The organism is Bacillus sp. RAR_M1_44 (assembly GCF_020165935.1).
GTDB lineage: Bacteria > Bacillota > Bacilli > Bacillales > Bacillaceae > Bacillus > Bacillus altitudinis.
The window spans coordinates 1,899,563-1,912,263 of sequence record NZ_JAIUKX010000001.1; the positions used below are offsets into that span (position 1 = coordinate 1,899,563).

12 protein-coding genes and 4 tRNA genes are annotated in these 12,701 nt (G+C 42.9%); 2 read left to right on the top strand and 14 right to left on the bottom strand.

Features of this window, described 5'->3' with window-relative positions; translation table 11 throughout:
* Positions 1-71: 71 nt before the first annotated feature.
* The 9 genes from LCD34_RS10075 to LCD34_RS10115 form a co-directional block, all read right to left on the bottom strand.
* On the bottom strand, positions 72-866 hold the full coding sequence (locus tag LCD34_RS10075; RefSeq protein ID WP_007497388.1) for an MBL fold metallo-hydrolase: 795 nt from the start codon (positions 864-866) through the stop codon (positions 72-74).
* A gap of 6 nt (positions 867-872) precedes the next feature.
* Positions 873-1,736 (bottom strand): two-component system regulatory protein YycI, encoded by an 864-nt coding sequence (locus tag LCD34_RS10080; protein ID WP_024718467.1) that lies wholly within the window; start codon positions 1,734-1,736, stop codon positions 873-875.
* Positions 1,723-3,102, bottom strand: a complete 1,380-nt coding sequence (gene yycH / locus LCD34_RS10085) for a two-component system activity regulator YycH (RefSeq protein ID WP_224558894.1) — start codon at positions 3,100-3,102, stop codon at positions 1,723-1,725. Before yycH ends, LCD34_RS10080 begins: the two co-directional genes overlap by 14 nt.
* Positions 3,092-4,930, bottom strand: a complete 1,839-nt coding sequence (gene walK, locus LCD34_RS10090; RefSeq protein WP_007497390.1) for a cell wall metabolism sensor histidine kinase WalK — start codon at positions 4,928-4,930, stop codon at positions 3,092-3,094. The genes yycH and walK overlap by 11 nt, the downstream gene beginning before the upstream one ends.
* Positions 4,931-4,937: 7 nt before the next feature.
* Positions 4,938-5,645 (bottom strand): response regulator YycF, encoded by a 708-nt coding sequence (gene yycF / locus LCD34_RS10095; RefSeq protein ID WP_017359978.1) that lies wholly within the window; start codon positions 5,643-5,645, stop codon positions 4,938-4,940.
* A 348-nt stretch (positions 5,646-5,993) separates the two neighbouring features.
* A tRNA-Phe gene (locus tag LCD34_RS10100) sits at positions 5,994-6,066 on the bottom strand.
* A 26-nt stretch (positions 6,067-6,092) separates the two neighbouring features.
* Positions 6,093-6,169 (bottom strand) — tRNA-Asp (locus tag LCD34_RS10105).
* An 81-nt stretch (positions 6,170-6,250) separates the two neighbouring features.
* Positions 6,251-6,322 (bottom strand) — tRNA-Glu (locus LCD34_RS10110).
* A gap of 6 nt (positions 6,323-6,328) precedes the next feature.
* Positions 6,329-6,404: transfer RNA gene (locus LCD34_RS10115), tRNA-Lys, on the bottom strand.
* A 334-nt stretch (positions 6,405-6,738) separates the two neighbouring features.
* Between LCD34_RS10115 and LCD34_RS10120 the strand changes: the two genes are divergently transcribed.
* Positions 6,739-7,263 (top strand): peroxiredoxin family protein, encoded by a 525-nt coding sequence (locus LCD34_RS10120; RefSeq protein WP_017368445.1) that lies wholly within the window; start codon positions 6,739-6,741, stop codon positions 7,261-7,263.
* 30 nt (positions 7,264-7,293) lie between these two features.
* Here LCD34_RS10120 and LCD34_RS10125 read toward each other — a convergent pair whose 3' ends face one another.
* From LCD34_RS10125 to LCD34_RS10140, 4 genes are all read right to left on the bottom strand, one after another.
* A complete protein-coding gene (locus LCD34_RS10125) occupies positions 7,294-7,503 on the bottom strand; it encodes a hypothetical protein (protein WP_024718463.1) in 210 nt (69 codons plus the stop codon).
* A gap of 15 nt (positions 7,504-7,518) precedes the next feature.
* Positions 7,519-8,652, bottom strand: a complete 1,134-nt coding sequence (locus LCD34_RS10130; RefSeq protein ID WP_213407109.1) for a DUF418 domain-containing protein — start codon at positions 8,650-8,652, stop codon at positions 7,519-7,521.
* 133 nt (positions 8,653-8,785) lie between these two features.
* A complete protein-coding gene (locus LCD34_RS10135; RefSeq protein ID WP_007497400.1) occupies positions 8,786-10,081 on the bottom strand; it encodes an adenylosuccinate synthase in 1,296 nt (431 codons plus the stop codon).
* A 216-nt stretch (positions 10,082-10,297) separates the two neighbouring features.
* Positions 10,298-10,900: a TetR/AcrR family transcriptional regulator gene (locus LCD34_RS10140; protein ID WP_283933450.1), complete on the bottom strand. Its 603-nt coding sequence runs from the start codon at positions 10,898-10,900 to the stop codon at positions 10,298-10,300.
* Positions 10,901-11,016: 116 nt separating this feature from the next.
* Between LCD34_RS10140 and LCD34_RS10145 the strand changes: the two genes are divergently transcribed.
* Positions 11,017-12,222 (top strand): cytochrome P450, encoded by a 1,206-nt coding sequence (locus tag LCD34_RS10145; RefSeq protein ID WP_224558898.1) that lies wholly within the window; start codon positions 11,017-11,019, stop codon positions 12,220-12,222.
* A 32-nt stretch (positions 12,223-12,254) separates the two neighbouring features.
* On the opposite strand, the gene LCD34_RS10150 is transcribed toward LCD34_RS10145, so the two are convergent.
* On the bottom strand, positions 12,255-12,668 hold the full coding sequence (locus LCD34_RS10150; RefSeq protein WP_017359894.1) for a VOC family protein: 414 nt from the start codon (positions 12,666-12,668) through the stop codon (positions 12,255-12,257).
* Between the last annotated feature and the right edge of the window lie 33 nt (positions 12,669-12,701).

Here is a 12,701-nt window from a genome sequence, read left to right on the forward strand (position 1 = left end):
TCCTTTCAGTGAATAGATGATGTATATAGTGTTGGTAAGAAGCTCTTATCTTAATCATACGATTGTAAAAATCATACGGCGCAAAGTGGGGTTGCTTTTTTCGGGTCCGTATCATATAAATCAAAGCCATCCCCTACAACAAAGCCCTTCATTTCAAGCGTCTGCTGGACCGCCATACGGGCTAAGTCCTTCATGTTGTTGTCTTGACTCAAGTGGGCCAAATAAATGCGTGAGGTGGCGTCTCCAATCACGTCTGTCATAGCAAGAGCTGCATCTTCATTGGATACGTGTCCGACATCGCTCAAAATTCTGCGTTTGATACTCCATGGGTAGCGCCCCATTTGCAGCATGCCGACATCATGGTTGCTCTCAAATACGAACGTATTGGCTGATTTAATAATCCCTTTCATCCGGTCACTCACATAGCCTGTATCCGTCATAAGGGCAAGTTTACGCCCGCCATAATGGAATACGTAAAACATGGGCTCTGCCGCATCATGTGATACGCCAAATGATTCAACATCGAGACCGCCAAATGATTGAACCGTCTCCATATCAAAGTGGAATTTCTGCTCCGTATCCACTTTCCCAATATGTGACTCCATCGCCTTCCATGTTTTCGCATTTGCATAGACAGGAAGCTTGTACTTTCTTGCCATCACACCGAGTCCTTTAATATGATCTGAGTGCTCGTGTGTGACAAAAATTCCGTCCAAGTCTTCCGGCTTGCGATCTATTTGACCAAGCAGCTCTACCATCTGTTTGCCGCTTAAGCCCGCATCTACTAAAAAAGCATGCTCGTCTGTTTCTAAATAAAAAGCGTTCCCCGTACTTCCGCTCGCTAGTACACTGAACTGCAAGCTCATGTTCTCTCACTCCAATGAAGATTTGTCTTCTTTCTCTATATGATCAAGTGTTGAACCATCAATGGCATTGATCAAATATTCTTCCTCTGTCTTTTTCTTTGAACCAGTTGCCACGCCTTCAATCTCTACTCGCCATACAGGAACCATGACTTGAGTGCTTGCACCTGGGTATTGCGTGTAGTAGCCAAGCTCCACTTTTTTCACTGTCGTGTTTTGGCTCAGCATATTTTGTGTATATAAGTCCTTCACCGTTTCAAGCGCCGGGACAAGGGTTTCTTTTCTCACTTCATTAATCGATGTCACCATCGACTGCCGATACGAGACGACCTCGTTTTGATCGTTCACATCCAATGTGATCTTCCCGATAGTTTCGGTGTCATCAAGACCTTCTTGGAAGATGTATTTTCCTTTATACGTTTGGAAAAAGACAATTTCACCTGTTTCTTCATCGATGCTCCAGAGCTTATAATTCTTGCCATCCAGCAAACGCTGGCTCACAAGATTGGTCGCTGCTGTTTTCATATCTTTTTTCGGCAATGCAACTGGTTTATTGAAGGTCATTTCAAGCAGGGTGACAGGATCATCTTTCTCGGTTTTCGGGAATGTGCTTTTCGTCTTTTGATCAGCTAATCCGTCGACATCCTTTTTCGTATATTGCTTTTTCTCAGCTGTAATGCGATATCCAATCTTCGCTTCATCTGATAGATTGCCATATTTGATTCCGTCTGCCTTCATTTCTTCCAGCGTATCTGTTTTTTCGATAATCGCAAAATGATCGGTCGATCGCTTTTCAAAGTATTGAAAACCTAGAAAGATATCGAGAACGAGAAAGGCTAGGATAAAGATCGTTTTGGTCTTATTCCACTCCATGATTCTCGCTCCCCTCTGTCAGCAAATCATTCGATAAAATGACGGTTTTTCCGTTATATTTCATACACCATACCGGCTCTAGCCAGACAAACATCGCTTGATCCTGATCTGATGCCGTGGATGTCGCTTGATAGGCAGGGAAAATCTGTTCAATTTTCTCTAAATCATCATACTTCGTCTGCTTGATGATCAAGTTTTTCAGCTCTGTCCCATTCATCAGTTTGACCTGTTCACTCTGACTCGCTTTGTTGCCGAGAATGTAGTTTGGACGCTTATAACTCAAGATGTCATCATTCGCCCATTGTACTTCAAGTGATGTCATACCAAATGGATGTTTTGTGCTGTTGACGATCGGCAGTCCATCCATAAACATATTAAAGGACAGCTGCTGGTTGCTGTTAATGCCGAAGTATTGATAATTATCGGTAAAACTTCCGGTATCATTGAAATACTTCACGCTTCGCTTGATCAAATCTCCCGTTTGGAATACGGTACTAGAATTGATATTACGATGCTGATATTGGATGCGGTGGTCTTTTTGATTTGCTTCAAGACGACTCGTTCCATCTGTATACACCGTCCGGTTTAAATTAGATTCCTCCCCAACTAGACTTGGGTCTGTAAACAAAGCGTCCTTGAATTTGCTTGTCTTAATCGTTTCGATAAAGAACATTTTCGCTTCAAGCTGCTTTTGCTTCTGCGGCAGAAGGAAATCTCGTTTTGAATTCGTAGAGAAAGTATATAGATCATAGCGCGGCATCTCGTTTTGAGCGGCTGCAATACTATCCATCAGATTACGATAGTTGGCTGATTCAATCGTCAGCTCAAGCACCGTTTCCTTGCTGTATGAAACCAAATAGACTTTCTTATTGGCCTTATCCGGCTGAGCGAACGGCACAATCATCCGGTCAAATGAGTTGTATTCAATGGATTTATTCGGCCATTTAAACAGCGCTTGGAAAATATCAATCGGAATCGGATCATTGAACACAAGATCCAATGTTTTGCCTTGCCCCTCGCGTCCATAGAAGAAATTCTTAAATTTCTGCTCGGAATATTGGTCCGACACATCGGCAATCTCTTTGACATCCCACAGGCTCACATCATTCCAAAAGTTTTGGAAGAGTTCCTTTTGATCCACTTTGAAATGCTCTCCATTGGAATGGATGAACATCTCACGCGGTTTCACGACATCAATGAGACTCCGAGGCTCGTCGCTTGAAATCTTCTTCGTTTCCACGACCTGTGTACCGGCATCCGCCTGATCCTGCATGACGGGCTGGAACATCCAAATATTCCACGTAAACACAAGACTGATCGCAATTAGGAATGTCAATATAATGGTTTTAAAGGTCTCACGCTTCATCCCAATCATCCTCTTGTTCTTCATTGTACGGAAGGGTAAAGGTTACCGTTGTTCCTTTTCCTTCAATGCTGTCAGCCCAAATATCTCCGCCATGAGCCTGAACCATTTCTTTTGCAATCGCAAGACCTAGGCCGGTTCCTCCAAGTTTTCTTGTTCTTGCCTTATCCACTCGATAAAAACGTTCAAAGATTTTATCCATATCCTTCTTCGGAATACCGATTCCTTCATCTTTGACACTGAATAACACAAGACCTTGCTCCTCATCCAAATCGACAGTGAACGTAATGTGTCCACCCTCTGGCGAGTATTTCATAGCATTGGAAATGATATTATCGAGCACCTGTGTGATTTTGTCTTGATCAATTTCCACATATATTTCACGCTGCGGCAGGTTCCGGATGAAATCGACATGCTGCTCCTTCGTCATTTCAAAACGATCAATGACGAGCGAGATAAACCTGATAAAATTCGTCCACTCACGATTGAATTGATAATCCTTGCTGTCGAACTTAGACAGCTGGAGCAGGTCATTCACAAGTCTAATCATGCGCTCTGTTTCATTTTGCGTGACACTGAGGAACCTTGGCGCAAGCTCTTTATCACCAATCGCACCTTCAGCGAGAGCCTCAAGATAGCTTCGCATCGTCGTAAGCGGTGTGCGCAGCTCATGGGATACGTTCGCCACGAATTCACGACGTTCCGCATCAATTTTTTCCTGCTCGGTTACGTCATAAATGACCGCGATCAAGCCATCAATCTTCCCATGCTCTTTCTGAATCACTGAGAAATTGACACGCAAAACAGACAGTTGATCTTCACGTTCAATTTCTAGCAGCATGGAGTCTTGATTTTCGACTAAATCTTCAAATGTATGAGTTTCTTCTAAGCCAAGCAAGGATGTAATCGGCATCTCTAGAGCTGTTTCACGTGAAACATTCAAAAGCTCTAGTGCCGGGCTGTTTAATAGAATAATGGCCCCGTTTTGATTCGTGGCAATGACGCCATCGGTCATATAGGCGATAACAGAAGAAAGCTTTTTCCTCTCACCCTCTGTCATCAGCTGCGCTTCCTCCAGCTCTCTCGTCAGATGGTTGAATGTCGTTGCTAGTTGACCAATCTCATCATGTCCATACTTTCGGACCTTTCTGGAAAAGTTCCCTTTGGCGAGCTCGATCGCTTGCTTTCTCATATCCGAAATTGGGTGTGTAATGGTTCTGAATATGAATATACCAAGTAGAGCGGTCGTCCCAAGTGCGATGAGTGTACCCGTCGCCAAAATGGTGTTGATCGTTCGCATTTGGTTAAAAACACTTTCCATGGATGAGACCACATAAATGACACCAACAGTTTCTTGGTTCTCATTTTTCACGGCTGTTGCTGATATGCGGACTCGTTTATTCGATTCTGGGTCATAGAATTTTTTTTCGTAGTCTTTGCCAACCGCGAAAATACGGCTAATGATTTGATCTGTGATTTTCTTCCCGGCAATCTCTTGACTGCCGTTATTCACAGAGGCAATGACCTCTCTGCTTTCGTCAATATAGCTGACTTCAGAAATTTCATTAGACTCATCTTTGTTGTTAAAATCGTTTAATATCTTTTGAGCATCCTCTTTTAATTCTGCCTTGCTTTTCGATGAATCTTGTTCTAGGTAATACGATAACGAGTAGATTCGCTGATTCAAGGAATTATCATATGAATTAATTAAGGACTGCTCTAGCTGCTTCACAAAGTACACGCCAATGATCTGCATGGCGACAATGATCAGCAGCACATAAATCAAGGTCAATTTAAAGTGAATCGAGCGAAAAAAACCTACTTTACTCATAAGAATCTTAGTCCTGCTCTGGGTTTCTTAAATAGTAGCCGACGCCTCGTCTTGTTACGATCCAGCTCGGGTGGCTAGGGTTGTCTTCAATTTTTTCACGAAGACGGCGGACTGTCACGTCTACTGTACGGACATCTCCGAAGTAATCGTAGCCCCAAACCGTTTGCAGTAAGTGCTCACGTGTCATGACTTGTCCAATATGTTTCGCTAAGTAATGAAGCAATTCGAACTCACGATGCGTTAACTCAATCGTTTCGTCACGCTTAGACACGACATACGCATCTGGGTAGATCACAAGTGAACCAATCTCGATATCATTTGATTCAGATTCTTCCTCTGATTGCGGAGCAGCCGTCTGTCTTCTTAAATTTGCTTTTACACGTGCAAGCAGCTCGCGTGTACTGAATGGCTTTGTGACATAATCGTCTGCGCCAAGCTCAAGACCAATGACTTTATCGATTTCAGAGTCTTTTGCTGTCAGCATGATAATCGGCATGTCATATTTCTTTCTCACTTCACGGCATACTTCAACGCCATCTTTGTTCGGCAGCATAATGTCGAGCAAAATAATGTCTGGCTTAATTTCTTCTACCATTTCAAGGGCTTCATTTCCGTCATACGCACAATGAACCTCGTAGCCCTCTTTTCTTAAGTTAAATTCCAATATATCCGCAATCGGCTTTTCATCATCTACGACAAGAATCTTTTTTTCCATTGTGATTTCCTCCTGCATTTTTAGCATCTATGTCATTCCATTTTGCATGTCTCATTACGCCTTCTTCATTTACGAAAAAAAAGGCTCACTGTCTATTATAACGTTTTACGAGGCAAAGATAAAAATAATAACGGCTTTCTTAGCTAGTAAACGTTGGATAGAAGAACTTCACCCAAAAAATTTGATGACTTTTTCCTTTTTTATTGAAACTTTTCCAGTCACCAAACGTCTATATACATGTAACGTCTTCTTCTTATGGAGCCGGGCCCTACCTAGGTCCGGCTTCTCCCTTTTTATGCCTTCTTTTCATAATAAAAACGCACCTGCGATTGCAGATGCGTTTGGAAGTGGCTCGGGACGGAATCGAACCGCCGACACACGGATTTTCAGTCCGTTGCTCTACCAACTGAGCTACCGAGCCATCATCAAAAGATGAATATGTATAAATGGCGGTCCGGACGGGACTCGAACCCGCGACCTCCTGCGTGACAGGCAGGCATTCTAACCAACTGAACTACCGGACCTCAGTAACTTGCCCGAAAAAGCAATCGTGGTGCTCCTTCAAGCAAGTGAGGAAAAATTAGCTTAACGCTAAAGTAAATCAATGACCCGTACGGGATTCGAACCCGTGTTACCGCCGTGAAAGGGCGGTGTCTTAACCGCTTGACCAACGGGCCAAAACATGGTGAGCCATGAAGGACTCGAACCTTCGACCCTCTGATTAAAAGTCAGATGCTCTACCAACTGAGCTAATGGCTCTCGGTTTGTGAAAAGTAATTCTGAAGAAGTTGTACTGCGTCAAACCAATCGCTTTAAAAAAGCTGGAACATCGCATCCTAACAAGTTTCAGAGACCTTTGCAACAACGAGATTTATAATATCATAGAGTAATTACATATGGCAATACGTTTTTCGACATTTTTTTAAAAAAAGTGTCGGATTTGATATCTTCTGTTAAACCGCCTCATCCTGCAAGCGCCTTCATTCAATCAATGGCTACTGCCCAATCCAGCACACAGAAACGTTTGATTCCGACCAATATTGGTTATACAAGAAACAAACAACATGGTGATTGAAAAAGGAGGAAGCATAGGATGAGTTCATTTAAATTAGGAGATAAAATGCCCGATTTTTCACTGCCAACAGTGCAGGGCGATCACATTGAGTTTTACAAACATTTAGAGGAGCATCAAAGCTGGCACCTCATCGTTTTCTTTAGAGGATCATGGTGCCCAGTATGTGTCGAGGAATTAAAAGAGCTGGAAAAACAGCAATCCTATTTTCAAGACAAGGATATTCACTTAATGACGATCTCAACGGATAACCCTGAAGACTTGAAAGAATTTGCAGACAAAGAGGGACTTTCTTTCCCCATCATGTCTGACCAAAACCTCACATCATTGAAAGCCTATGAAGTCTTCTATCACGGGGAAGATGCCCCATACGAAGATCATGGGGTGCACGGAGAACCTGCCTATTTCTTATTAAATGAAAAAGGCCAAGTCCTCTATCAGCAAAGACAAACAAGTCCATTTGGCAGACCGCATGCCAACGAACTGCGCAAAATCATTCAATACATTCGTAAAAATTTAAAAGGCCAATATAAAAGCCTAAAATAAAAAAGAAGCTCTCATCGGAGAGCTTCTTTTTTATGAATGTTTTTTGTTGTATAGCCAATCTGCGGTGAAAAACACAAGAAGACCTGTCATTAAAATCACAAAAGTCACAGGTGTACTCTCACCTTGAAAAAAAGCGTAAGACGCATGTCCTCCTAATGCTAGAAGATAAAAAACAAACGCCGATCCTGCTGCTTTTTGTGCATTGGCTTGTTCTCTTTTCGTCGTTTTTTTGAAAAACATTGTATCTATTCCCCTTTAAGATGCTTTCTTCATTGTCACACGGCGAAGTGCCTGTGATCGGATATACTCCATTGGTCCAATTCGCCAGACGTGTAAGCAAAGGGCTGAAATGGCGATTTGCAGCAGAGAGATCAACAACCATGACAAGACGATAAGGGGGGCGTTGATTTGACCGCCAAGACCCAATCCCCAGCTGTAAAAAAGAAGCGAGCAGATGACATTTTGCAGGATATAGCAGCTAAGCGCCATTTTCCCTACATATTCAAACCAAGTCCACATGAACCATGACTCCGTGCGTGCTAGAAGCTTCGCCACGACAGCAATATAGAAAATAGAGAGGAATGGCGAAAACACATAGCGCACCACGAATTCCACTATGTCATTTGGTACAAAGACGAGCGCATTCAGCGGCAGTCCAATCCACAAACCCATTCGGAACAATGTTTTCCGCAGAGTTTGCCCACGCTCATTTGCATAAAATACACCGGCTCTCATCATCCGCACACCTAATAAAAACAAAAAGGTATTCATTGGGATAATAAAGATTGCTTCTTCTCGGTACATCAAAAAGTGCTGTAATCGGTCTTGAACTTGAGATATCCATGTCTCCGGCAGTTGTTCTTCGTACGCTGGTTCACTGCTCTCGTCATAGGATTCATTTTCCAATTCAGAGAAAGAAAATACAACGAGAAAAGCCGTCACCAACAAATGAATGACACCCGAGACAATCATGCCTTTTTTGATGCGCCGACTCCCTCCACGGACAATAAACGCCACAAGCAAACCCGTGACGGCGTAACTCATGAGCACATCATATTCCATCACTAGCGCAAAATGGACAAAGCCTTCAATAAATAAAAATAAAAGAATCCATAAATATGTACCCGGCCAAGTCGTATTTTTTCTTTTCGCCTGCTGGTATTTCAGCTCTAGCCCTACGCCAAACATGATTGTGAGCAGCGATAGCATTTTGCCATAAACGAACATAGAGACAAGACTTTCAAGAAAACTACCATTTTCATATTCATCCGCAATCTGATCTGTCGCAAAGGTATCCCCTGCGTATGCAAAAAACCAGACGTTTGTACCCAATGTACCTAATATCGCAAAACCTCGTAAAATATCTAATAATCGTATTCTTTCTTTCACTAGAACGCTCCTTCCTTTTTATACAGTTATCACATTTTGGTAATGACAGGAAGAGCGTTCCGTAGAAATTAAGGAATATTTAAACAAAAAAAGACACCAGTAAAATGTGTGATTTTACTGGTGTCTGATCAGTCTATAATGATGGACGGTACACGCTGCGGACAACGTTCGTTTGGGAACGGTCTGGTCCGACTGAGAAAATAGAAAGTGGAATACCTGTTAATTGTGAAATGCGCTCTAAGTAATGACGGGCATTTGCAGGCAGTTCACTTAAATTCTTCACACCTGTAATATCCTCTGTCCAACCTGGCATTTCTTCGTAGACAGGTTCACATTTCGCTAATTCATTTAGACTTGCTGGGAATTCTTCAGTGATTTCTCCGTTCAATTTATAAGCGACACAGATTTTCAATTTCTCAATCCCTGTCAGTACATCAATGGAGTTAAGAGATAAATCTGTAATTCCACTCACACGGCGTGCATGACGGACAACAACACTGTCAAACCAACCAACACGGCGCGGGCGGCCAGTTGTCGTACCGTATTCACGGCCAACTTCACGGATTTGATCGCCAATTTCATCATGGAGTTCTGTCGGGAATGGGCCATCACCTACACGAGTTGTGTAAGCTTTTGATACGCCGACCACATGTTGAATTTTCGTAGGACCTACACCAGAACCAATCGTCACGCCTCCAGCCACTGGGTTAGATGACGTCACGAACGGATATGTCCCTTGATCGATATCAAGCATAACGCCTTGTGCCCCTTCAAAAAGAACACGGCGGCCTTCATCTAGAGCATCGTTCAATACAACAGATGTGTCCACGACATATTTTTTCACTTGCTGACCATATTCATAATACTCATCTAAAATATCTTCAATTTTGAAGCCTTCTGTGTCGTACATTTTCTCTAAAAGACGATTTTTCTCTTCTAGATTACGTGCAAGCTTCTCTTCAAATACTTCACGATCTAATAAATCTGCGATACGGATTCCGACGCGGGCAGCTTTGTCCATATAAGCTGGTCCGATTCCTTTTTTCGTCGTACCGATCTTGTTAGCCCCTTTCCGCTCTTCTTCTACCTCGTCCAATTTTAAGTGATAAGGCAGAATGACATGGGCTCTATTGCTGATTCTGAGGTTATCTGTACTCACATTCCGTTCGTGAAGATACGCAAGCTCAGTGACCAACGCTTTAGGATCAACCACCATTCCATTACCGATGACACAAGTTTTCTCTTTGTAAAAAATACCGGACGGAATGAGGTGTAGCTTGTAAGTCACTCCATCAAATTTGATTGTGTGACCTGCATTGTTTCCCCCTTGATAACGGGCAATCACCTCTGCATTTTCTGAAAGGAAATCGGTAATTTTCCCTTTCCCTTCGTCACCCCACTGCGTACCTACTACGACTACTGAAGACATATCGTGCACCTCCGTTAACCTTTCAAAACGTTATCTCTTTCAAACACATTTATTTTATCAATGCACAATGAAAAAGTCAACGTGAAATCCGAACATTAATATCTCGAAATCAAATTTTGTTCGTTTTACATGTGAGGAAAAGCGCTTTAATTGCTCATTCTACGCTTAAACAAGAAGATTTCGATCAAAATTACTGTTTTTCTCATTTCCGTTTGTTCAGTGATTTTCAATCAATTGAATCATCGAACTTGCCATAAAGTCGGGTGAGTATGGTCTGCCTTTTCTCAGCCACCACTCAGCTGTTCCAACATAAGCAGAAATGACAAATTGCTTCTGCATCTCGAGAGGAACGTGTTGTGGATCAGGTGGTGAACCTGTGACTTCTTCTAGCCCCAAAGTAAAGCTTTCTTCAAAAAAAGCACTGGCCGTCTGATGAATATTAAGCTCTCTTCCCCTTTTCAAGAGAATCTGATACTCCTCTTCATGTTCCTGCAAATGCTGATAAAAGCGGTAAATATACACATATGCTGCATGATCGCTCTTCCACTCATTTTCATGTACAGGAGCAAAAATAGCGGTTTTCATGACATCAAACATCTCATCCATGACCTGCTGAGCTAAGTCAAACTTATCCTCATAATGCTGATAGAAGGTGGTGCGATGGATTCCTGCCTTGTTCGTCAAATCTTGTACAGAAATCTTCCCCCATTCCTTCTCCTTTAATAACTGAAATAACGCTTTTCTTAATTGTTGCTTTGATTCAGTTGCGCGCTTATCCCCTCTGTAGCAGTCCGCCACAAGCCGCTCTCCCCTTCCCATTTTCTTCAACAGATTTCGCCTTTCTGTTGGTTGAATCCTTTCTCCTGATGAATTACCTTTAAATCTAACACAGTGAAAAAAAGGAATCATCTGACAACCCATAAGGAGTGATGATCATGGAAACAACAACACCTAGTGCCGTTCAGAAAGCGTTATTAAGAGGGAAAAATAAGCAGGACCCGTATCACCCATTTGATTGGTACGCCAAAATGCGTCAAGAATCTCCTGTTCATTTTGATGAACACAGCCAAACATGGAGTGTCTTCACCTATGAAGAAGCAAAGCGCGTCACCATCGATAAAGATACCTTTTCTAGTCAACCTCCTCAAGACCACCGGAAACATTCACTGATGAAAACAATGGTCATGATGGACCCGCCAAAACATACACGAATCCGTTCCATTGTGAGCAAAGCCTTTACACCCCGGGTGATGAAATTGTGGGAACCACGCATTCAAGAGTTAATGGATGATCTCATTGCACAAATAGAAGGTAAGGAAGAGATTGATCTTGTTCAAGACATCTCCTATCCGCTTCCTGTCATAGTCATTGCAGAGCTTTTAGGTGTGCCAACAGAACATAAACAATCCTTTAAAGAATGGTCCGATATTCTCGTCAGCATGCCTAAAAGTGAACATGAAAAAGATGTCGTTGAATGGCAAAAAACACGGGATCAAAGCGAAGCGGACATGATGGCGTTTTTTGCTGACATCATTGAAGAGAAGCGGCAGAACCTTAGTGAGGATTTGATTTCGCTTTTAATCCAAGCGGAGGAAGATGGAGATAAGCTGTCCGCAGACGAATTAATTCCTTTCTGCAATCTTCTCCTGTTAGCAGGCAACGAAACGACCACCAACCTGATCTCCAATATGATCTTTAGTTTGTTAGAAAATCCGGGGTCGTATGAAGCGCTCGCTCAATCACCTGACCTCATTCCTCGTGCTGTGGAGGAGGCTGTCCGTTTCCGTGCCCCTGCGCCTACCATTGTCCGGTATGTCACAGAAGACACCGAACTTGGAGGAAAAGTCTTGAAAAAGGGAGACAGTGTGATTGTCTTTCTTGCTTCTGCGAACCGGGATGAGCGTCAATTTCCAAACGCACATGAGTACGATATACACCGGCACCCTAATCCCCATATTGGCTTTGGCCACGGCATTCATTTCTGCCTAGGCGCACCACTTGCTCGCCTGGAAGCATGCACTGCCATCAAAGCCATACAGTCACGATATGAATCACTAGAGCTTCTCTCTTACGTCCCAATGACAAGCAGCGGTATGTATGGACTAAAAGCACTGAAGCTCCGTGTCACACCTCGTTCCTAACAAAAAAGGCTCCCACGAGATGGGAGTCTTTCTTAATCAGGTGTAATTCCTTCTGTATTCATGAGCACCACTCGATATCCATCTGGATCTTCAATCGTCACGCCTCCTCGATCCCAGTACGGGTTCGTAGAGGTGACATGCCGTCCACCAAATGCGATCAGTCTCTTTTTCATCTGCTGAAATTCTTCTTCATCCGGAATATAGAATACAAGCAGCTGCTCTGGGTGGGGAACAGGCAAGCTTTCGTCTTCTTCATGTTTGGTGATTTCCAGATGAACATGCTGGTGAGGAAGCCCAAGCATGACACCATCATACCCTTCATGCTGATCAAATGAGCCTATTCGTTTCAGCCCTAAACCTTCTTCATAAAAAGAAACAACCTCTTTCATGTTGACGGTCGGACGTGCGATGCGTAATTGAGCGGCTTCGAATTGTTGAAACTTCATCAGTCATCACTCCTTTTCTCTCCCTTTAGTATA

What these genes read in the sequence shown, in the direction of transcription:
- LCD34_RS10075 (WP_007497388.1), bottom strand. Translation starts at nt 866, where the DNA reads ATGAGCTTGCAGTTCAGTGTACTAGCGAGCGGAAGTACGGGGAACGCT.
- LCD34_RS10080 (WP_024718467.1), bottom strand. Translation starts at nt 1,736, where the DNA reads ATGGAGTGGAATAAGACCAAAACGATCTTTATCCTAGCCTTTCTCGTT.
- yycH (WP_224558894.1), bottom strand. Translation starts at nt 3,102, where the DNA reads ATGAAGCGTGAGACCTTTAAAACCATTATATTGACATTCCTAATTGCG.
- walK (WP_007497390.1), bottom strand. Translation starts at nt 4,930, where the DNA reads ATGAGTAAAGTAGGTTTTTTTCGCTCGATTCACTTTAAATTGACCTTG.
- yycF (WP_017359978.1), bottom strand. Translation starts at nt 5,645, where the DNA reads ATGGAAAAAAAGATTCTTGTCGTAGATGATGAAAAGCCGATTGCGGAT.
- LCD34_RS10120 (WP_017368445.1), top strand. Translation starts at nt 6,739, where the DNA reads ATGAGTTCATTTAAATTAGGAGATAAAATGCCCGATTTTTCACTGCCA.
- LCD34_RS10125 (WP_024718463.1), bottom strand. Translation starts at nt 7,503, where the DNA reads ATGTTTTTCAAAAAAACGACGAAAAGAGAACAAGCCAATGCACAAAAA.
- LCD34_RS10135 (WP_007497400.1), bottom strand. Translation starts at nt 10,081, where the DNA reads ATGTCTTCAGTAGTCGTAGTAGGTACGCAGTGGGGTGACGAAGGGAAA.
- LCD34_RS10140 (WP_283933450.1), bottom strand. Translation starts at nt 10,900, where the DNA reads ATGGGAAGGGGAGAGCGGCTTGTGGCGGACTGCTACAGAGGGGATAAG.
- LCD34_RS10145 (WP_224558898.1), top strand. Translation starts at nt 11,017, where the DNA reads ATGGAAACAACAACACCTAGTGCCGTTCAGAAAGCGTTATTAAGAGGG.
- LCD34_RS10150 (WP_017359894.1), bottom strand. Translation starts at nt 12,668, where the DNA reads ATGAAGTTTCAACAATTCGAAGCCGCTCAATTACGCATCGCACGTCCG.